Here is a 20,028-nt window from a genome sequence, read left to right on the forward strand (position 1 = left end):
TACCCCCTTCGCAAGTCAAGGCTTGCCGATTTGTGACCAAGTTGTCGTCAACGCACAGGAGATGTGCAAACGATGCCGGGAACAGCGATGTGCCTTGGGTTCAGGGCGGATGCGCCGGCTCAGGTCTTCTCGGCGCGGTTCGACACGACGATCAGGTAGATCAGATAAGGCGCGCCCAAAGCCCCAGTGACGATGCCAACTGGGAAGCGGGCGCCGAGCAGATATTGGCCGGCAAAGTCGCAGACCAGCACGAGGAGAGCGCCGGTGAGTGCTGCGGGCAGCAGCATGGAGCCCGAATGGCCGACGAGGCGGGTAGCGATAGGACCCGACAGAAACGCCACGAAGGCGATGGGGCCCGCAGCGGCGGTGGCGAAGGCGATCAGCGCTACGGCGGACATCAGGATCAGGATGCGGGAGAGGTTAACGCGCACTCCGAGCGAGGCGGCGGTGTTTTCGCCGAGGCGCATGGTTTCGAGCGCGTTGGCGCGGTTGAACAGCACGGCGCCGCAGACGACCAGGACAATGGCCGCCGGGAGGATTTGCGGCCAGGCGGCGCCGTTTACGCTGCCCGCTAGCCAGCGCGTCGCTTCGGCAGCGTCCCAGACGGGGGCGCGGGAGAGGACATAGTAGATGATCGACTGGCAGATGGCGGAGACGCCGATGCCGGTGAGGATCAGCCTTGCGCCAAAGCCGCCGCGGCGGAAGGAGAGGAGGAAGATAAAAAGCGCAACGGCGAGGCTTGCCACCACGGCGAAGAGGGCGACACCGCTACCCTCGAGGCCCAGAACAATGATCGCCACGACGGCTGCCGCGCTGGCGCTGTTGGAGATGCCGATGATGTCGGGACTCGCCAGCGGATTGCGCAGCAGGGTCTGGAAAGCGACGCCGCCAAGGCCGAAGCTCAGGCCGGCCACGATGGAGAGGACGGCGCGAGGCAGGCGCAGCTGGCCGACGGTGAAGTTGAGGCCGCCCATATCGGCGCCGAGCAGAACTTGTATCACGTCGAGGGGGCCGACAAATGATTTGCCGGCCATGAGGGTCGTGCCGAAGGCGGCAATGACGAGGATGGCCAGGAGCGCCGTTACGAGGTTACGGCGCAGAGACTGGCGGCGCCGCACGATGGAGACGGCGGCGACCTCGTTCGCGCTGATCGGCAGGATGGCGCTCACAGGTCCCTCCCCCGGTAGTGTTGCACGATCCAGATGAAGACCGGCGCGCCGACAAAGGCGGTGACGATGCCGACATCGAGTTCGCCGGGACGGGCGACGATGCGGCCGATGACGTCGGAACTGAGGAGCAGGATGGCGCCGCCCAGTGCCGAGAATGGCAGAAGCCAGCGATGATCGACGCCGACGATGAGGCGGCAGATGTGCGGCACGAGAAGGCCGACAAAGGAGATCGGGCCGCAGACTGCCGTCGTGGCGCCGGCGAGGATAACGGCGCCGAGCGAAGCCAGCCAGCGAGCTAGAACGACGTTTTCGCCAAGACCCGCGGCAAGATCGTCGCCGAGGGCCAGCGAGTTAAGCTTGCGGGCGGAAAGGAGGCAAAGACCGAAGCCGACGACGAGGAAGGGCACGACCTGCCAGATGATGGCGAACGAGGTGCCCCCTACCCCGCCGATCTGCCAGGAACGCGCGCCTTCGGCGATGTCGTTGCGCGGCAGGATGACGGCGGTGACGAAGCTTCCAAGTGCGATTGTGGTGGCGGTGCCAGCAAGCGCCAGTTTCAGCGGCGTCGGTCCGCCCCGGCCCAAGGAACCGATGGCGAAGACGAAAACCGCAGTAAGCCCGGCGCCGAGGATCGCAGTCCAGATATAGGCTTGGGCCGAAGCCAGCCCGAACCAGGCAAGGCCGATGACGACGGCAAGCGCTGCGCCCATGTTGACGCCGAGAATGCCGGGTTCAGCGAGCGGATTGCGGGTGACGCCTTGCATGACGGCACCTGCAAGGCCGAGTGCTGCGCCAGCCAGGGCAGCCAGAACGGTGCGCGGGATACGCTTGGCGATGGCGGCTTGCTCGATCGTGTCGGTGGCACCGCCAAAGGCTGCAACGATGTCACCGAAGCCGACATTGCGGGCGCCGATGGCGATGGAGAGCGCGCAGCAGATGGCAACGAGGCCAAGAACCACGCAGAGCCAGAACAGCCTTAAACGCGTCGGGCGCCCAAGATCGGGCGCCCGCAAAGTCGTGGTGGTCAAAGCCTGATCATTCAGCCTTGGCAGCAGCGTCGGCCAGCAACTTGACGTAGTCCTTGAGGACCCAAGAGATAGCAAGCGGCGTCGGATTGGCGGCCGTACCGAGCGGGTCGGAGCCCAGGGTGACAATGGCACCCGAAGCGACGGCTGGCATCTTGGACGTCAGCGGATCGGCATTGAGGGCGTCGATCAGTTCCTGGCCGCCATAGGTGACGAGAAGCTTGACGTCGTTAAAGGCGTCGATGTTTTCGGCGCTGACTTCACCGGAGAAGGCGCCGTCTTGGGAAGCATCGATTACCGACTTCGGCATGGCGAGGCCGAGGTCTTCGAAGAACTGCACGCGCGTGTCGTGGTTGGTGTAGAACTTGACGGTCGACAGGTTGGTCGTATCGAGGTGGGTAATGAACATTGCCGGCTTGCCCTCGAGCACTGGATATTCGGCGGCGACGGCTTTGATCTCGGCTTCAAGGTCGGCGATCAGCTGCTCGCCTTCGGCGGCCATGCCCATGCCCATGGAATTGAAGCGGATCATGTCGCGCCAGTCGGTCGACCAGGCAGCTTCCGGATAGGCGACGACCGGAGCGATCTCGCTCAGCGTGTCATAGGTCTGCTGGTCAAGCCCGGAATAGGCGGCAAGAATCACGTCGGGATCGAGGGCGGCTACGGCTTCGAAGTCGATGCCGTCGCCTTCGTCGAACAGAACCGGGGTTTCGGCGCCAAGCTCATCGAGACGCTCCTTGACCCAGGGCAAGAGGCCATCGGTGTCGTCGTCGCCGAAATTAGCGAAAGCCATGCCGACGGGGACAACGCCGAGTGCCAGTGGCACTTCGTGATTGGCCCAGTTGACGGTGACGATGCGCTCGGGCTTGGCTTCGATCGTGGTCGTACCCAGCGCATGCTCGATGGTCAGCGGATAGTCCTGCGCGATCGCAGCGCCGGCAACAAAGCTTGCGGCGACAAAGGTGAAAGACGCCGCGATACTGGCCACGTTGAGCATGAAGCCCTCCAATTATGATATTGGACGTCATATTTCAGGGCGGTGTTTGGTTGTCAAGCAACCGGCGGCGTCTTAGGCGGCCAGGGCCGAGCCGATGATGGTGCAATCGCGGCCCGAGGCCTTGGCGTTGTAGAGGGCATCGTCTGCCCGGCGGAAAACGGAGTTGATGCTTTCGTCGGCCGGACTGGATTGGGCAATGCCGGCGCTGAACCGAACTGGCAGCCCATTGGGAAGCCTCAGCTTTTCGCCGAAGGAGTCGCGCAGAGCTTCGACGAAGTCGTGCGCGGTGCGCGCGTCCACGCCGATATAGATGAGGCAGAATTCCTCACCGCCCATGCGCGCGGCGATCCGCGGTGTGGGCTGTGCTGCGCGAATGGCCTCGCCGAAGGTGGCGAGCACCCGGTCTCCCTCGTCGTGACCGAAGAGATCGTTGACCTGCTTGAAATGGTCGAGATCGAGCGCAACCAGCGTGAATGCTGTCCCCTGCCATCGAGAGCTCGTCCAAAGCTTGCGCCCCTGCTCCCGCAAGGCTCGACGATTGGAAAGCTGGGTCAGTTCGTCGCGGAAGGCGAGATCGGCAAGCGTCGACTCCGCACGGTCCTTGAGCGCCGCCAGCCAGGACAGGATGATGATCGTGGTGCCGACATAGCTGGCGATGAACGGGATCGAATTGACCATCTCCCCGGAAAGCGGCGAGAAGCGCACGCCGGGCATGAGGATGGCTTCGATCGGCCGCGCGATGGCGCTGCAAAACGAGATCGCGTAGCCCGAGGCCATCAGGAAAGCGGTGCTGTAGCGCACGACCTTGGACGCATTGCGCAGCACGAAAACAGCGGCGGCGGCGAGTTGCAGGCTGAGGACGATGGCATTGAAATGCGCTGCGTTTTCGGAGTTCAAGCGCAAGCCGAGGACAGCAACGACGACGAGGGCCGGCGGGAGCGCGAACCAGGCCAGGTGGAGCTTGCGGCCGGTAAGGGTGACGACTGCTGCCCATTGGAGGGAAACGACGCCGCTGATGCAGCCGGTGTAGAGCGCGGTCAGCAGGATATTTCGCGTGCCCACAGCCGCAAGGATCGCACCCCAGCTGCAGATCGCCATGACCAGCGACCAGCAGAACAGCACGGTTTCCGGACGGTTCCGGCGCATCGTCATGATCGGCACGGCGACGGCGAAGACCACCACGCTGGCGATCCGCGCTACAACGAGCGTCGGCATGTCGAGGGTATAGGCTGCGTCCACAGCGCCTCCTGACGGGCCGCAGAAACACTTACGGCCCCCAGCATCTAAGCTGGAGGCCGTAAAGGATTGGTTCGTGAGCGCGCTCGCTTTAAGCGGAAGCTGGCGCGTCTTCCTTCTTGCGATCGGAATAGATGTAAAGCGGACGCACGTCCTTGCCCTTCACCACTTCTTCCGAGATCACCACTTCTTCGACGCCTTCAAGCGAAGGCAGATCGTACATGGTGTCGAGCAGGATGCCTTCGAGGATCGACCGCAGGCCGCGGGCACCGGTCTTGCGCTCGATGGCTTTTTCGGCAATCGCCTTGAGAGCGTCCTCGTGGAAGGTCAGTTCCACGTCTTCCATCTGGAACAGGCGCTGGTACTGGCGCACCAGCGCGTTCTTCGGTGCGGTCAGGATTTCGATCAGTGCCGGGATGTCGAGATCTTCGAGCGTGGCAAGGATCGGCAGACGGCCGATGAATTCGGGGATGAGACCGAACCGCACCAGATCTTCGGGTTCGACATCGGCAAGCACCTGGCCGATGCGGCGATCGTTGGGGTCCTTGACGGTTGCCGAGAAGCCGATGCCCGAGCCTTCACCGCGTGCCGAAATCACCTTCTCGAGGCCGGCAAAAGCGCCGCCGCAGATGAAGAGGATGTTGGTCGTGTCAACCTGCAGGAATTCCTGCTGCGGATGCTTGCGGCCACCCTGCGGCGGCACGGAGGCAACGGTGCCTTCCATGATCTTGAGCAGGGCCTGCTGCACGCCTTCGCCCGAAACGTCGCGAGTGATCGACGGATTGTCCGACTTACGCGAAATTTTGTCGACTTCGTCGATGTAGACGATGCCGCGCTGGGCTTTTTCGACGTTGTAGTCGGCAGCCTGGAGGAGCTTCAGAATAATGTTTTCAACGTCTTCACCGACATAGCCGGCTTCGGTCAGCGTCGTCGCATCGGCCATGGTGAAGGGCACGTCGATGATGCGGGCCATGGTCTGGGCCAGCAGCGTCTTGCCCGAACCGGTGGGGCCGATCAGCAGAATGTTGGACTTGGAAAGCTCAACGTCCTGGTTCTTGGTCGCGTGGTGGAGGCGCTTATAGTGATTGTGCACGGCCACGGAGAGCACGCGCTTGGCGCGGAACTGGCCGATGACGTAGTCGTCGAGCACCTTGCAGATATCGGCAGGGGTGGGCACGCCGTCGGAGGACTTGACCATGGAGGTCTTGTTCTCTTCGCGGATGATGTCCATGCAAAGTTCAACGCACTCATCGCAGATGAATACGGTCGGACCAGCGATCAGCTTGCGTACTTCATGCTGCGACTTGCCGCAGAACGAGCAGTACAGCGTATTCTTGCTGGTTTCGCCGGTATTGGTCTCTTTGGACATCCAGTCACTCCCGGGGGTTGAGCACCCCCAAATCTAGACATTAGCAACGACGCTAACGCCCAAGGCATAAAGAAAGTCTAAGCCGAAACGACCTTAAAGATCGTTCCGGCTGCGTGCAATTGCACCCGGATCACAGTCCACGGCGCAAGGGCAAAGTGCTTAACGGGTCGAAAGTCAGACCGTCGCCTCGGGCACGATGCGCTTTTCGAGCACGGTATCGATGAGGCCAAAGGCCTTGGCTTCTTCCGGCGAAAGGAAGCGATCGCGCTCGAGAGCGTTCTCGATTTCCTCGTAGGTGCGGCCGGTGTGCTTTTCATAAATCTGATTAAGACGGCGCTTCAAACCCTCGACTTCCTTGGCATGAATCAGGATGTCGGTGACCTGCCCCTGGAAGCCGCCGGAGGGCTGGTGGACCATGACGCGCGAGTTCGGCAGCGAGGTGCGCATGCCGGCTTCACCAGCGGCAAGCAGCAGAGAACCCATAGACGCGGCTTGGCCCATGACCATGGTTGCCACGGCCGGGCGGATGAACTGCATGGTGTCGTAGATGGAAAGACCTGCCGTCACGACGCCACCGGGCGAGTTGATGTAAAGCGCAATTTCCTTTTTCGGATTTTCCGATTCGAGGAACAGAAGCTGTGCGACGATGAGCGAGGCCATATTGTCCTCGACCACGCCGGTCACGAAGATGATGCGCTCGCGCAGCAGGCGCGAGTAGATGTCGAAGGCGCGTTCGCCACGGTTCGACTGCTCGACCACCATGGGAACGAGCGTGTTCATGTAAAGATCGTGCGGATCCCGCATAGTATGCCCCTTGGCCATGCTCCAGGTCGCGGACCGGAGCGGCTTGGTTGTTTGGCACGCCCCTGCCCCGAACGCGCACTCGGATGAGCAGGATGACATGCCGGGAAAATCGAATCAGCGCGACTGGCCGATTGCAGCGACGCCGCCTTAACGGGCGGTAAAAGCACAGATAGGCGGCAATGGGGCGCGCTTCAATAGTGCACCTGCGTCTTGTTGCGCCAAGCGTCAGACAAAGGCGACGGTGACGCCCTTCTTCTTGAAGTAGGATTGCATCAGCTTGCGGCCCTGCCGATTGCCTTGTGCGAGCTTGGCGGTCTCGAAGGTCGCTTCCTTGGCGCCCTCCTTGCCCATGGCACCCTTAAGGGCTGCGATGTGCAGGTCAAGGTCTTCGTTGCCATTCTGGATCGAGGCATAGATCGCGTCGATGGCTTGGGTAACGGTGATGTCGCTCACGGGAAAATCCTCAGTCGAGTTTTGCCGCCTTCAGAACATCATTGATGCGCGCTTGCCAACCCTTTCCTGTGGCTTTGAACTTTTCGATAACGTCCGGGTCGAGCCGAAGAGATATTTGCTGCTTTGGGGCAGCGACGGCGGGACGGCCACGGGCGCGGCGGATGCGCGCGTAGAGTTCAAGATCGAACTCGGAAAGTGGCTTCAGCCCAGCCAGTTGTTCATCCGTAAGTTCTGGGGAGTCCACCGCGTCCCAATCCTCTTTGGTGAAGCCAAGACCTTCGCGAAATTCCTTGTTCATAATGCTTCTCTCTCCTTCTCACTCGCAGGGCGCATTGAGATGACCGAGATTGCTTCCAAGCCATACTGCACATGGACTACGGTTGTGCCACGTCCATTCAGCCACCCAACCGCCAAGCGACGACCCAACTTGGTATCTTCGAAATACGCATCCTCGAAAAACTCGAGCGTTAAGTCCGCGAAGTCCAAGCCGTGCTTGAGCAAGTTCGCGCGTCGTTTCGGCTCGTCCCAAATGATCTTCATTTATGTATCACGTTAAATAGGGCGATCCAATGATGTTGCCAGTGGAGCGGTGCGGCGTCGATGGTGATTGCATTGGCGTGGCCGGGCCTTAAGGTCGAGCTGTCGCAACCAGTTCCAAGACCATGGCCGCCATTATCCAAGTCAAGCCGATCACCGATGTCCCGGCCCATCTCCGCGCTTCTGCGAAACCGCAGCACCCGGTTTTCTTCCAGAATCCTTATGCCTTCTATAGGCAGCAGCACGCTTCCCACCCGGCATTCTTTTGGGAGGAGTATGGGCATTGGTGCTTTTCGGATTTCCGTTCGGTCAGCGCCCTTCTTCGCGACAAGCGCCTGGGTCGTGAAATCCTCCACGTAGCGACGCGCGAGGAGATCGGGTTGCCGCCGCCTAAGCCGCACACGGCTGACTTCGATCTCACCGAACAATATTCGCTGCTGAACCTAGAACCGCCAGCGCATACTCGACTGCGGACGCTGGTAAATCGCGCCTTCGTTTCGCGGCAGGTCGAGCAGTTGCGACCGCGGATCCGGCAGCTGGCGCATGACACGATCGATGCGTTCGAGGGGTACGATCAGGTTGACCTGATCAAGGCTTTTGCGGCGCCGATCCCGGCTATCGTCATTGCCGAAATGATTGGCCTTCCTGCGGAAGCCGCGCCGCTTTTGCTGCAGTGGTCGAACCGCATGGTCACCATGTACATGTATGGCGTGACGCATGAGACCGAGCTCGACGCCAACCTGGCGGCGGCCGACTTCATGGTCTATCTGCGCGAGGCGATCGCCGAGCGCCGCAGGGCACCGCGGGAAGATCTCCTCAGTCACATGCTCACCAGCGACCGCGAAGGCGATGTGCTCAGCGATGACGAGGTGATGTCGACTGCAATCCTCCTGCTCAATGCTGGGCACGAAGCCACGGTGCACACGACGGGCAATGGTGTGAAATCGATCTTAGAAAGCGGGCTCGATCCTGCATCGCTCTTTGTAACGCCAGAGCAGGCGGAAAAGACCGTTGAAGAGTGCCTGCGCTTCGACGCGCCGCTCCATCTCTTCACCCGGTACGTGCTGGCAGACACCGAAATAGAGGGCATTCCGCTGCGCAAGGGCGACGTCGTTGGCTTGATGCTCGGCGCCGCGAACCGGGACCCTGCCCGCTTTGCTCATGCCGACCGGTTCGATCCGTTCCGGACCGATGGCGCCAATGTCAGCTTCGGTGCTGGCATTCACTTCTGCATCGGCGCGCCGCTAGCACGAATCGAGTTGCAGGAAGCGATGGGCGTGTTGTTCGAACGCTTGCCGAAGCTCAGGATTGTTGAGCCGCCGCGCTATGGAAATGTTTATCACTTCCATGGGCTCGAGAAGCTGATGGTGGGGTGGAGGTAAGACCCCCACCCGGCCTCCCCCGGGTAGTCGGGGGAGGAGCACTTCGCCTTAATACCAACCGTTACTCAGCAGGCACGGCTTCGGCGTCGAGGTCTTCGATGGTCTTGCCGTTGTCGTAGACCGCCTGGTTGAGCATGCCCTGGCGCTTGGCGACGATGGTGGGGACCAGCGCCTGGCCAGCGACGTTGACCGCGGTGCGGCCCATGTCGAGGATCGGGTCGATGGCCAGGAGCAGGCCGACGCCTTCAAGCGGCAGACCGAGGGTCGAGAGCGTCAGGGTCAGCATGACGGTCGCGCCGGTAAGGCCGGCAGTCGCTGCCGAGCCGATGACCGAAACGAAGACGATCAGCAGGTAGTGCTCGATGCCGAGGCTGATGCCGAAGAACTGGGCGACGAAGATGGCCGAGATCGCCGGATAGATCGAAGCGCAACCGTCCATCTTGGTCGTGGCGCCGAGCGGCACGGCAAAGGACGTGTATTCGCGCGGCACGCCCAGATTCTTCTCAGTGATGCGTTCGGTCACCGGCAGAGTGCCGATGGAGGAACGCGACACGAAGGCGAGCTGGATGGCGGGCCAGGCGCTCTGGAAATAGCGGATCGGATTGAGGCCGTTGATCTGCAGCAGTACCGGGTAGACGACGAAGAGCACAAGGGCGAGGCCGATATAGATGGCCGCGGCGTACCAGCCGAGCTGAGCCAGCGCGTCCCAGCCGTAAACGGCCACGGCATTGCCAAGCAAGCCGATGGTGCCGATCGGCGTGAGGCGGATGACCCACCACAGGACCTTGTGGATGACCTTGAGGAAGGAGCGGTTGAAGGCGAGGAAGACGTCCGCCGCCGGACCCACCTTGAGCGCTGCGATGCCAATGACGATCGAGACGATCAGGATCTGCAGGACGTTGAAGTTGAGGCTGGTGGTCGCCGAACCGTCGGTGACGCGGGTGGAGGCTTGGAGGCCGATGAAGTTGGAGGGGATCAGGCCCTTGAGGAAGTCGAGCCAGGACCCCGTGGATGAAGGAGCGCGTGCGGCTTCGGCAGCGACTTCGGTGTTGAGGCCAGGCTGGATGATGAGGCCGAGCGCGATACCGATGACGACGGCGATTAGCGCGGTAATGGCAAACCAGAGTAGGGTCTGCCAGACCAGCTTGGCTGCATTGTTGAGTTCGCGAAGGTTGGCGATCGAGGCGACGATGGCGGTGAACACCAGCACCGGCACAAGAGCGCGCAGCAGCGACACGAAGGACGAGCCGACGGTTGCGAGAGTCTGGGTCAGCCAATTTGCATTGCCGGCGGCGTCTGGACCCATGTTGCGGGCGATAAAGCCGAGGACAAGGCCGATGACCATGGCCGCCAGGACCTGGACACCGAAGTTGAGGTAGAACGGTTTCGGCGCACGCGGAGCCGCGGCGGCCGAGATTGTGGTGGGCATTGGGAAGGAGCCTTTCGGGTGCGCGTGACGACTGCTCAAACGTTGTGCAGTCAGCCACACGTTTGACCACAACCTACGCTTCCGCTGGCTTTCTTGCAGCGAATGGCATTGCCTTTGCTGGTCGGCTAGAAGAATTTTCTACGTTCAGCGTGCCGATAAGAGAAAAAGCATCTTAGAGGCGCCTGGATAGCAGGCTTGTCAGGGCAGCGACTACAGGGATGGCAAGCAGACTCGCCGTCATCGAGGCGACCAGCACCGCTGGCCCGGGATCGGCCCAGGCCAGCCAGGCGAGCGTGACTGCCGCGGCGCCGCTGATGATCCCGGTGAGCCGGTGCACCAAGACCCAGGCGCGGTCCGAACCGATGCGCCAGGGCATGCGCAGACCGGCATAGGAATGGCGCTCTGCCTCGAAGATGACAACCGCAAAGATGGCAAGTATTGCGGCAAGGCCGAAGGCTGTCAGGCGGAAAAAATCGAGATCGGAGCCGATTGCCAGAAACACGAGCGACAACTGGCAGGCGGCAGCCGTGGCTAGCGTGACCGTCAAAACTGGATCGAGGATGTGCTGGGTCTTCGCAAAGTGATTTTTCGTCAGGGCACGACCGAGCAGGAAGAACGCGGCCATCATAGCGATTTGGAGCAGTGGAGCCGCAGCGATAGCCCGATCGCGCGGCCACAGGATGTCAGCCGTCGAGCCCCGCCAGTGGGCTGGGAAGGCAAAGCTTGCGGGCACATGGGCGACGATGACGCCGACCATGGCGATAGTCACGCCGAAGATCAGCAGATGGAAGCGGGTGACGAGGCTGGGCATGGAACCGATCCGGGGCTTGCGCAGATATAGGTGAGAAGCCGAATTTGGAAAGAGCAGAAGCATGATCATCGTGCTTGGTGCCTCGGGAGGGGTTGGGTCCGAGGTTGTCAAAGCTTTGCGGGACAAAGGCGAGGCCGTGCTGGCAGTCGTCCATAGTCACCAAAGGGCCGAAGCGATCCGTGCCGAGGGTATCGAGCCTGTGGTGGTCGACCTCCGGAACGACCGCGACTTGCGCAAAGCATTCGGGCGCGGCAAGCGGGCGTTCCTGCTCAACCCTCCGGGCGATCCGCGCGGCGATGCGGAGGAAGCCGAGCTCGAAACCGGGCGGAGCATCGCGCTGGCGCTTGAGGATTCTGGGCTCAAAAAGGTGGTGCTGGCCTCGACCTATGGGGCGCAGGCTGGCCACGCCATTGGCGATCTCTCGACGCTGTTCGAGCTCGAGCGACGCGTTCTAGCAAGCGGCATTCCGGTGGCGATCAATCGGGGCTCCTACTACTTTTCCAATCTCGATATGCTGATCGAGCCGGCGCGTCAGGGCGTGTTGCCGACAGCTTTCCCCGAGGACTTTGTATTACCGATGGTAGCGCCGAGGGATCTTGGACGCGCGGCGGCGGAACGGCTGACGAGCGGCGTCGAGGATGTCGGCTTGCGCAATGTGGAAGGGCCGGAGCGCTATCGCTTTGGGCAGGTGGCAGAGGTGCTGGGGCGATGGCTTGGGCGCGAGGTCAAAGTGCAGACGACGCCGCGGGATGGCTGGGAGGATAGTTTCCGGCAGGTGGGATTTTCGCCGGAGTCTGCACACAGCTTTGCGCGGATGACGGAGGCAACGGTGGACGGGGAGTTCCCCGAGGATGTCTGGCGTGGTGAGGTGGGGTTGGAGGCATATTTGGCTGGTCTAGTTGGACAGCAGAAGGCGCCCCCTTCCGAGCTGCGCTAAGCCTTCGGCTAAGCTTCGCTTGCCTTCCCTTCTGAGGGGGAAGGTAGATCTGGGCGCAGACATAGACTGAGAGTCGAAGGTGACCCCTCATCCGCCCTTCGGGCACCTTCTCCCGAAAGGGGAGAAGGAAAGAAAAGAAAAGGGCCGGTTTCCCGGCCCTTTGAAATCGCAAAAATTCGAAGCTTAGCGCTTGGAGAACTGGAAGGAGCGGCGGGCCTTGGCCTTGCCGTACTTCTTGCGTTCGACGACGCGCGAGTCGCGGGTCAGGAAGCCACCCTTCTTGAGGGTCGGACGCAGGGCAGGCTCGAAGAAGTTGAGCGCCTTGGAAATGCCGTGACGAACGGCACCGGCCTGGCCGGAGAGACCGCCGCCGGCAACGGTGACGTTGACGTCATACTGCTCGGTGCGTTCGGTGGCGACGATCGGCTGCTGCACGATCAGTTGGAGAACCGGACGGGCGAAGTACTTGGCGAATTCGCGGCCGTTGACGGTGACCTTGCCCTTGCCGGGCTTGATCCAGACGCGAGCGACGGCGTTCTTGCGCTTGCCGGTGGCATAGGCGCGGCCGAGGCTGTCGAGCTTCTGGACATGGACCGGTGCGGTGTTGGCGGCGGGAGCTGCTGCCGAGGTGCCGAGGTCTTCGAGAGAATTGATGGTTTCAGCCATATTACTTCACCCGGACGTTCTTGGTGTTCATCGCAGCAACGTCGAGCTTGGTCGGGTTCTGTGCGACATGGGGATGCTCGGCGCCGGCGTAGACACGCAGGTTCTTGAGCTGGGCACGGGTCAGCGGGCCGCCCGGCATCATGCGGCGAACGGCGTTTTCGAGGACGCGGTTCGGGAAGCGGCCTTCCAGCAGCTCGCGCGCGGTGCGGTCCTTGATGCCGCCGGGGTAACCGGTGTGCCAGTAGAAGCGGTGCTGGTCCAGCTTGCGGCCGGTCAGCTTCACCTTGTCGGCATTGATGACGATGATGTTGTCACCCATGTCCATGTGGGGGGTGAAGGTCGGCTTATGCTTGCCGCGCAGGCGCGAGGCAATGATCGAAGCAAGGCGACCGACGACAAGCCCTTCGGCGTCGATGATCATCCACTGCTTTTCGATCTCGCTCGGTTTTGCCGAGTACGTGCTCATGTCGAAAATCCTATGAAATCAAGCGGCCGGCTCACGAGGAACCGGCCAGTTCGAGGCGGGGTGTAGGGGAGATTCACCGTAGCGTCAAGAGGGTGAAAAAGCGTAAAGATTACAGTGACTTATGAATGCGGTATTATTATACCGTATGTTTCTTGTGGTGTGAACATTGATTTGAGCGAGGGGCTCCCCTCTCCACCGCCTTTGGCGGTCCCCCTCTCCCGCAGGCGGGAGAGGAATGAGAAGTGCGGGATCTAAGCGACGCGCCGGAGGTCGGCGAGGTAGGCGATGGCGAGGCCGGCGAGCATGAAGGCCAGGGCCTGGTGGCCGACGGCGAGGCTGATCGGGACGCTGGTGAGAAGCGTGGCAATGCCGAGGGCGACCTGAAGAAGGACGACGAGGCCGAGGCGGGGCAGCCAGCCATGCACACCGCCGAAGCCGCCATCGCGATTGCGGGTCCAGAGCAACCAGGCAATGTAGGCCACGATGGCGTAGGCGATCATGCGGTGGATGAACTGCACGGTCAGCGCGTTTTCAAAGAAGTTTCGCCAGGCGGGGTCCATGACCAGGAGGCCATTGGGAATGATCGCGCCATCCATCAGCGGCCAGGTATTGTAGCCCATGCCGGCGTCGAGACCGGCAACGAAGGCCCCTGCCCCGATCTGGAAGATGACTGCCGCCACGAGCACAGCGGCGGTGATCATGTGGAAGCGCGTGACGTGACCAAGGACGCGGCCGGGGGTCAGCGAACGGGCAACATAGATGAGCGCAATGAAGAGAAGCGACGCGGCCGTCAGGTGAGCGGCAAGGCGATATTGCGAGACAGAGGTGAGTTCGGTGAGGCCGGACGACACCATCCACCAGCCAAGCGCGCCCTGAAAACCGCCGAGCACGAAGAGGCCGAAGAGCGGCAGCGCCAGGTCGCGGCTCAAGCGCTTCTGGAATAGGAAGATGACGAAGGGCACGAGGAAGACGAGGCCGAGCGCGCGCGCCAAGAGGCGGTGAAACCACTCCCAGAAGAAGATGTATTTGAAGTCGTCGAGGCTCATCCAGGAGTTGAGCACCGAATACTGGGGGATCTGCTTATAAGCCTCGAACTCGGCATCCCATTGCGCCTGATTGAGCGGCGGGATGACGCCGGAAAGCGGCTTCCACGAGGTGATGGAGAGACCGGACTCAGTAAGGCGGGTGATGCCCCCGACGACCACAATCAGCAGCACAAAGGCCGCAAGGCCGTAGAGCCAGATGCGCACGGGCCGTAGGCGGTCGCTGGCAAAGCTGATTTGGCCTGGTGCGGCATCTTGGATCGTGGTCACGGCGCGGTTTCCGGTATCGGCAAAACTGGCGGAGTGGTAATCCCGCAAGCATGGGCCCGCAACAGTTCAGATGCCGCAGATGAAACAGCGTAACCGCAAGTTGATCGGGATCCCGGTGCTGGTCGCTTCGATCATCGCCTGGTGTTTCGGTGCGACGGCAATTTACCTGCTGCTGCCTGAAGGCCTGCCGGGCTTGGTGCTGATCGCCTTCTTCATCGTCGCGGGCATGGGCTGGCTGCTACCGGCCATGTGGACCATCGGCTGGATGTCGAAGCCGGACGTTTAGCCCATCACCCGGCCGAGCTGGGTGAAGAGGCCGCCGCTGGCGAAGACATCGACATAGCGGCGTTGCTGGAAATAGCCATTGAGCGACACTCGCGGCAAGGCCGTGGGCGTTTCGAGGTGAAGTGGATAAAGCCCACCCGGCCGGGTGGTTACGGCGGTGCGGAAGCCGAGGTCGCGGGCCAGCTCGAATTCTCGCGGGCCGCAGGAGAGCGGTCCACCCAGCGGATAGGAAAAGTGCGCCGGGCGGATGCCGAACTGCGCCTCGATTACGGAGACCGATTGCGCCATTTCGTTGCGCGCCTGATCGGCCGGCAGCTTTGCAAGCTCATAGTGATGCACGGTGTGGGCGCCGATGGTGCAGAGCGGATCGCCGGCAAAAAGTCGCAGTTCCTGCCAGTCCATGATCAGTTCGCGGCACTGTTTGCCTAGGTCATAGCCATAGGCGGCGCAGAAGGTTTCCAAAAGCTCCAGCCGCTGCGGTTCGGGGAGCTTGCGGAGCTGCCAATAGAGACGATTGAAGGCGTCTTTCTTGAGCGCCGTGGTGCTGGTGTCGACATATTCGGTGTCGCCGTTTTCCGTAAAAGCCACCGCTTCCTGGCGCGCGATGATGTCTTCGATGGCCTGCCACCAAAGCTGCCCGGTTCCGTCCACGAAAGCGGTGGGCACATAAAGCGTGAACGGCGCCTCGTGCTGGCGCAGGATTGGCAGGGCGTATTGGAGATTGTCGCGGTAGGCATCGTCGAAGGTGAGGACGATGAAGGAGCGGCCGCGCCGCGGCTCGGCGAGACGGCGGAGGGCTTCGTCGAGGTCGACGACGTCTATTCCGAGCGCCCGGACCCGCTCAATGACATAGTTCAGGAAGTCGGGGCGGACCTGGAGGATGGCATTGGGCGAGAAGTCTGCCGGAGGCTCCGGCAGCACACGGTGCAGGGTGAAGATGACGCCGCGCGACTTAGAGAGGAGGCGGATCAGCGATGGCAGGCGCGCCAGCCACAGCGCCTCGAAGCTGGCGCGAATGGCGGCGTATTTCAGCGACATCAGGCGGCAACCGCCTCGGCGAGCGCGGCGATCTCGATCTGCGGCAGGCCGGCGTCCTGGAGCGAGCGGCGGACCGCTTCGGCTTCCTCGACGCTGGTTTCGGCGCCGGTGACGAGAACGATGCGGCCGCCAAGTTCGGCGAAGTAGGGCAGCGTTGAAGTGCCACCCACCTTGCCGGTCAGGACGACGACGACTTCGTAGATATCGCCCAAGGCTTCTACCAGCGTCAGCGGTTTGCTGGAGCGCGCATCCACGGCGCGGCCCTGGCCCCAGGTGACTTCGGCAAAGCTGTTGTCGGCAGATTTCTGCACCACGTCGCCAAAGCTGGCAGAGCCGGCGGAAAGATCGGTTAGGCCAGGCGCTTCGGTGCGGCGGCCAGTGCCGGCATCGATCAGGGCAACGCTGAGCCCCTGCCCCAGCGCTGCACCGACCAGTTCTTCGGCCATTAGCTGGCTGGGCTGGTCATCGGTGTGATCGGCCAGAAGCAGCAAATGGGTGCGGCCGAGAACCAGATCGGAGGAGAGATCGGAGTAGCGGACAACCCCCGGCACCCGGCGGCGCTGCGGCATGGCACGGGGCGTGACCATGGGCGGCAGCGGCAGGTCTGGCTCGACCACGTCATCGGCCTTGTTGTCGGCCATGACCATCTGGATGAACTGGCGCGCCGTATCAGGCTGAGGAGCCATGGCTTCGGCGGCCGGCGCGATCGGCTCGACCACTTCTGGCTCGACCAGAACGGGCTCGGCCAGCACGGGCTCGGCGACGACCGGTTCGACGATTGGGACAATGACCGGCTCGGTTTCGGCGACGACCTCGGGTTCTTCCCAACGCTGCTCGGGCTCGAGCTCTGCTTCGTCGAAGGGCACGGCTTCGAGCTCATCCTGCGGGCGGGCGCGCACCGGCGCCAGGGCGCGGCCGGACATGAGTTCGGAGAAGGCAATAATGCCAATCTGCAAGGCGACGGAAACAAGGCCGACGCCGATCATGACTAAGGACGTCTTTGGCGACGCGGGCGTCACCGAAGGGGCGGCGACGGAGACGACGCGGACGTCGGGGAGAGCCGAATTGGCCTCGACGCGCGAGGAAGCTTCGTTGTAGCGCAGGAGATAGGCCTCCAGCAGGTCGCGCTGCGCCTTGGCTTCACGCTCGAGGCTATCGAGGGTCACCGTATCGCGGGTAGCGGTCGAAGCGCTGGATTTGCTGCGGGCGAGTTCGGCGCGCAAAGACGTTTCGAGGTCGGACTGGATCTGGGCTTCGGCATCGAGCGAGGCGGCAACGCGCTGACCTTCGATGCGGATCTGCTCGTTGAGCTGGTTCACCTGGGCGTTGAGCGAACGCATGGTGGGGTGGCTCGAGAGCAAGGTCGCCGAGCGCTGTGCCAGTTCGCCCTGCACCCGCGCCTTTTCCTGGCTCAGTTGCTGGATGATGGCTGAGCTCTGAACGTCGGCAAGACCCTCAAGCGGCTGGCCGCGATCGATCATGCCGCGGATCAGCGCGGCGCGCGCCTCGGCCGTGCTGCGGCGCTCCTGGGCGGCGGTGATGTTTGCCGAGATGGTGGAAAGCTGCTGATCGAGAAGGCTGGTATTGCCCTGGTTGGGAAGCAGGTCGTTGTTCACGCGGAATTCGGCGACGGCGCTTTCGGCCTCCACCACGGAGCCGCGCAGGCGCTCGATCTCGCCACGCAACCAGCCGGAGGTCTCGGCAGTGTCGGAAATGGAGAGGCCGGCACGGCGGGAGACGTGAGTGTTGGCGATGGCATTGGCGATCCGCGCGGCGAGGTCCGGATCTTCGGAAAGGACAGACACCGAGATGATGCCCGAATCGCCCTGTTGCGAGACTGACAGGCGATCGTCGAGCGTGCGGATCACGGTTTCATCGATGCTGTTGGGCGTGGCAGCGCCGCGGCCGGCCAACTGCATGATCATGCCCAGCGGCGAAAAGCCGGACTGGCTGCCGTTGAATTCGGACACGGAACGCAGGTCGAGCGCGTCGATCACGGAGATCAGTGTATCGCGCGACTTGATCAACCCGATCTGGCTCGAGACGACACCGATGGCGTTGCCGGTAACAACCGTATTGGTCTGCTCGGTGGCAGTCCGCGGTTCAACGAGGATCGAGGCCGACGATTCGTAGAGCCGCGGCTGGAACATCAGGAAGACGAAGGTCAGGGCCAGCAACCCCAGCGTGACCAGGATTATGCGTGGCAGCCGCCGGACAATTGCTGAAAGAATGGCAGCAATATCGATACGCGCGTCATCTGGTGCGTGCTGGTCGTAAGACATGGACGATCCTCGAATTCGCACCGAGATAAGCCTATCCGTGGTCAACATTCGGTTAATCGCCGTGCAAACTGCATCGCAACTTACGCGCTATAAGGGAAATTTTAACCACGCCAGACGAGAGTAGCGTCAACTCGACGGCGGGATTTCCATGCGCTGGCTACCTCTAATTGCTCTTTCCTTCTCCCTGGCGCTGACTGGCTGTGCCACGACGCGGCCGGCCACCTATCTGGTGGAGACCAAGGGACCCTATCAGCTCGATACGGGCGACGTGGTGCGGGTCACCGTTTATGGCGATGCGGAGCTCAGCAAGAGCTACAAGATCGACGACAATGGCGCGATTGCCTTCCCTCTGGTCGGTCCAGTCGCCGTGCGCGGCGGCACCACAGAACAGGCTTCGGCCCGGTTGTCGGCGGCTTTGGCAAACGGCTATCTGCGCGATCCCGACGTGGCCGTCGAAATCGACCAATACCGCCCATTCTTCATCCAGGGCGAAATCCGCAATGCCGGCCAGTTCACCTATGTTTACGGCATGACGGTGCGTGCAGCGATCAGCACCGCCGGCGGCTATACCGATACGGCTGACCGCAACCAAGCAGTGGTCTATCGCCGCCAGGGCAACCAGATGGTCAAGGGCGCGGTGGATCTTGATTTCCCGATCTATCCGGGCGACACGGTGGTCGTTTCCGAACGCTGGTTCTAGGCAGTGGACAGTCGTCCCCTGCGCATTCTCCAGGTTTTGCGCGCGCCCGTGGGCGGCCTCTTCCGCCACGTTGGCGATCTGACGCGCGAGCTTGCTGCGCGCGGGCACAGCGTCGGCATCGTGGCCGATACGCTCAGCAACGATAGCCAAACGGAAGGGCTGCTCCAGGCTTTGAGCCCGCACGCGGCTTTAGGCATCCACCGCTTCCCCATGCCGCGATTGTTCGGCAAAGGCGATCTCACCACCCCGTTTGCAGTCAGCGCTTTGGCACAGCGGCTCGATGTGGACGTGATCCACGGGCATGGAGCCAAGGGCGGGTTTTACGCGCGCCTGGCCAAATATGGGCTTTCGCGGGCAAAGGTCTTCTACACGCCGCATGGCGGGGTTTTGCACTACCCTAAGACTTCAGCACCGGGCCGGCTGTTTCACAGCCTCGAGCGCATCTTGATGGCCAAGACCTCGGCCATCATCTTCGAGAGTGCCTATGCCAGAAAGACGTATTCGGCACTGATCGGTGAGCCGAGTTGCCGCACCGAGATCATCCACAATGGGTTGCGGCAGGAAGAGTTCGTGCCCGTGAAGCCCAATGTGGATGCTGCAGACTTCGTCTTTGTCGGCGAGTTGCGGGCTCTTAAAGGCATATTCACGCTTATCGCTGCTCTGAGCGGGGTCAAACGGGCAGATGGGTCGGGGGCGACCCTGGTCATGGCTGGCGACGGCGCGGAGCGTGGGTCGCTCGAAGCGCAGATCGACCAGCTTGGGCTTGGCGGACGGGTGTTCTTGCTGGGTGCGCAGCCGGCGCGGCCGACCTTCGCCAAGGGACGTATCGCCGTCGTTCCGTCGCACGCCGAGTCCCTGCCCTATGTGGTTCTTGAAGCGGCCGCGGCACAATTGCCGGTCATTTCCACCAATGTCGGCGGCATTCCCGAAATATTTGGGCCTACGGCGAACAGCTTGGTGCCGGCTGAGGACGTGCTGGCGCTACGCGGTGCCATGCAGAGCGCACTGGACGATCCTGAAAAAGCCCGCGCGGAAATGAATAGTCGCCTGGCGCATGTCGCCGCCGGATTTTCGATGGCGCGCATGACCGACCGCATCGAGGCACTCTACCTGGGCGGTTGACACAAAG

The 20,028-nt window shown here is 62.2% G+C and carries 21 protein-coding genes; 5 read left to right on the top strand and 16 right to left on the bottom strand.

The genetic code is table 11. The features are described from left to right. Window positions 1-119 precede the first annotated feature (119 nt). The 9 genes from JI748_RS07840 to JI748_RS07880 all read right to left on the bottom strand — a co-directional run bounded on the left by JI748_RS07840 (window position 120) and on the right by JI748_RS07880 (window position 7,593). Entirely contained in the window at window positions 120-1,169 is a 1,050-nt protein-coding gene (locus JI748_RS07840; RefSeq protein WP_407644940.1) for a FecCD family ABC transporter permease, read from the bottom strand. After that, entirely contained in the window at window positions 1,166-2,212 is a 1,047-nt protein-coding gene (locus tag JI748_RS07845; protein WP_407644950.1) for a FecCD family ABC transporter permease, read from the bottom strand. The genes JI748_RS07840 and JI748_RS07845 overlap by 4 nt, the downstream gene beginning before the upstream one ends. Beyond that, window positions 2,205-3,191 carry an iron-siderophore ABC transporter substrate-binding protein gene (locus JI748_RS07850; protein ID WP_201636600.1) on the bottom strand — a complete coding sequence of 329 codons (987 nt, stop codon included), beginning with the start codon at window positions 3,189-3,191 and terminating at the stop codon, window positions 2,205-2,207. Before JI748_RS07850 ends, JI748_RS07845 begins: the two co-directional genes overlap by 8 nt. 72 nt (window positions 3,192-3,263) lie before the next feature. Beyond that, window positions 3,264-4,430, bottom strand: coding sequence for a GGDEF domain-containing protein (locus JI748_RS07855; protein WP_201636602.1), 1,167 nt, complete (start codon window positions 4,428-4,430; stop codon window positions 3,264-3,266). A gap of 88 nt (window positions 4,431-4,518) precedes the next feature. After that, window positions 4,519-5,796 (bottom strand): ATP-dependent Clp protease ATP-binding subunit ClpX, encoded by a 1,278-nt coding sequence (clpX, locus tag JI748_RS07860; RefSeq protein ID WP_164535329.1) that lies wholly within the window; start codon window positions 5,794-5,796, stop codon window positions 4,519-4,521. A 174-nt stretch (window positions 5,797-5,970) separates the two neighbouring features. Beyond that, window positions 5,971-6,600, bottom strand: a complete 630-nt coding sequence (locus JI748_RS07865; protein ID WP_164535328.1) for an ATP-dependent Clp protease proteolytic subunit — start codon at window positions 6,598-6,600, stop codon at window positions 5,971-5,973. Window positions 6,601-6,825: 225 nt separating this feature from the next. After that, window positions 6,826-7,053, bottom strand: a complete 228-nt coding sequence (locus tag JI748_RS07870) for a hypothetical protein (RefSeq protein ID WP_201636604.1) — start codon at window positions 7,051-7,053, stop codon at window positions 6,826-6,828. Between the two features lie 10 nt (window positions 7,054-7,063). Beyond that, window positions 7,064-7,351 carry a BrnA antitoxin family protein gene (locus JI748_RS07875; RefSeq protein ID WP_201636606.1) on the bottom strand — a complete coding sequence of 96 codons (288 nt, stop codon included), beginning with the start codon at window positions 7,349-7,351 and terminating at the stop codon, window positions 7,064-7,066. Continuing rightward, window positions 7,348-7,593: a BrnT family toxin gene (locus JI748_RS07880; RefSeq protein WP_201636608.1), complete on the bottom strand. Its 246-nt coding sequence runs from the start codon at window positions 7,591-7,593 to the stop codon at window positions 7,348-7,350. The genes JI748_RS07875 and JI748_RS07880 overlap by 4 nt, the downstream gene beginning before the upstream one ends. A gap of 122 nt (window positions 7,594-7,715) precedes the next feature. Here JI748_RS07880 and JI748_RS07885 point away from each other — a divergent pair, with 122 nt between their 5' ends. After that, entirely contained in the window at window positions 7,716-8,972 is a 1,257-nt protein-coding gene (locus tag JI748_RS07885) for a cytochrome P450 (protein ID WP_201636610.1), read from the top strand. A 61-nt stretch (window positions 8,973-9,033) separates the two neighbouring features. On the opposite strand, the gene JI748_RS07890 is transcribed toward JI748_RS07885, so the two are convergent. Next, complete coding sequence (locus tag JI748_RS07890) at window positions 9,034-10,401, bottom strand: dicarboxylate/amino acid:cation symporter (RefSeq protein ID WP_201636612.1); 1,368 nt, start codon at window positions 10,399-10,401, stop codon at window positions 9,034-9,036. A 172-nt stretch (window positions 10,402-10,573) separates the two neighbouring features. Next, a complete protein-coding gene (locus JI748_RS07895; protein ID WP_201636614.1) occupies window positions 10,574-11,212 on the bottom strand; it encodes an SdpI family protein in 639 nt (212 codons plus the stop codon). Between the two features lie 61 nt (window positions 11,213-11,273). Between JI748_RS07895 and JI748_RS07900 the strand changes: the two genes are divergently transcribed. Further along, window positions 11,274-12,149: an NmrA family NAD(P)-binding protein gene (locus JI748_RS07900; protein WP_201636616.1), complete on the top strand. Its 876-nt coding sequence runs from the start codon at window positions 11,274-11,276 to the stop codon at window positions 12,147-12,149. Between the two features lie 183 nt (window positions 12,150-12,332). Here JI748_RS07900 and rpsI read toward each other — a convergent pair whose 3' ends face one another. From rpsI to JI748_RS07915, 3 genes are all read right to left on the bottom strand, one after another. Next, on the bottom strand, window positions 12,333-12,815 hold the full coding sequence (gene rpsI, locus JI748_RS07905) for a 30S ribosomal protein S9 (RefSeq protein ID WP_201636618.1): 483 nt from the start codon (window positions 12,813-12,815) through the stop codon (window positions 12,333-12,335). 1 nt (window position 12,816) lies between these two features. Next, complete coding sequence (rplM, locus tag JI748_RS07910; RefSeq protein WP_201636620.1) at window positions 12,817-13,281, bottom strand: 50S ribosomal protein L13; 465 nt, start codon at window positions 13,279-13,281, stop codon at window positions 12,817-12,819. A gap of 251 nt (window positions 13,282-13,532) precedes the next feature. Beyond that, window positions 13,533-14,594 (bottom strand): COX15/CtaA family protein, encoded by a 1,062-nt coding sequence (locus tag JI748_RS07915; RefSeq protein WP_233280639.1) that lies wholly within the window; start codon window positions 14,592-14,594, stop codon window positions 13,533-13,535. Between the two features lie 79 nt (window positions 14,595-14,673). Between JI748_RS07915 and JI748_RS07920 the strand changes: the two genes are divergently transcribed. Continuing rightward, window positions 14,674-14,880, top strand: a complete 207-nt coding sequence (locus JI748_RS07920; RefSeq protein WP_201636622.1) for a DUF2842 domain-containing protein — start codon at window positions 14,674-14,676, stop codon at window positions 14,878-14,880. Here the strand turns inward: JI748_RS07920 and JI748_RS07925 are convergent. Both JI748_RS07925 and JI748_RS07930 read right to left on the bottom strand, forming a co-directional pair. After that, a complete protein-coding gene (locus tag JI748_RS07925) occupies window positions 14,877-15,917 on the bottom strand; it encodes a polysaccharide deacetylase family protein (protein WP_201636625.1) in 1,041 nt (346 codons plus the stop codon). The two genes, JI748_RS07920 and JI748_RS07925, sit on opposite strands and share 4 nt — an antisense overlap. After that, a complete protein-coding gene (locus JI748_RS07930; RefSeq protein ID WP_201636627.1) occupies window positions 15,917-18,199 on the bottom strand; it encodes a GumC family protein in 2,283 nt (760 codons plus the stop codon). The genes JI748_RS07925 and JI748_RS07930 overlap by 1 nt, the downstream gene beginning before the upstream one ends. Window positions 18,200-18,347: 148 nt before the next feature. On the opposite strand from JI748_RS07930, the gene JI748_RS07935 reads away from it, so the two are divergent. Together JI748_RS07935 and JI748_RS07940 are read left to right on the top strand one after the other, a co-directional pair. Further along, a complete protein-coding gene (locus JI748_RS07935) occupies window positions 18,348-18,899 on the top strand; it encodes a polysaccharide biosynthesis/export family protein (protein WP_201636629.1) in 552 nt (183 codons plus the stop codon). A 3-nt stretch (window positions 18,900-18,902) separates the two neighbouring features. Next, complete coding sequence (locus JI748_RS07940) at window positions 18,903-20,021, top strand: glycosyltransferase (protein ID WP_201636631.1); 1,119 nt, start codon at window positions 18,903-18,905, stop codon at window positions 20,019-20,021. Window positions 20,022-20,028 lie beyond the last annotated feature (7 nt).

Origin of the sequence: Devosia rhizoryzae (assembly GCF_016698665.1) — a bacterium.
In the GTDB taxonomy this organism is placed as follows: domain Bacteria; phylum Pseudomonadota; class Alphaproteobacteria; order Rhizobiales; family Devosiaceae; genus Devosia; species Devosia rhizoryzae.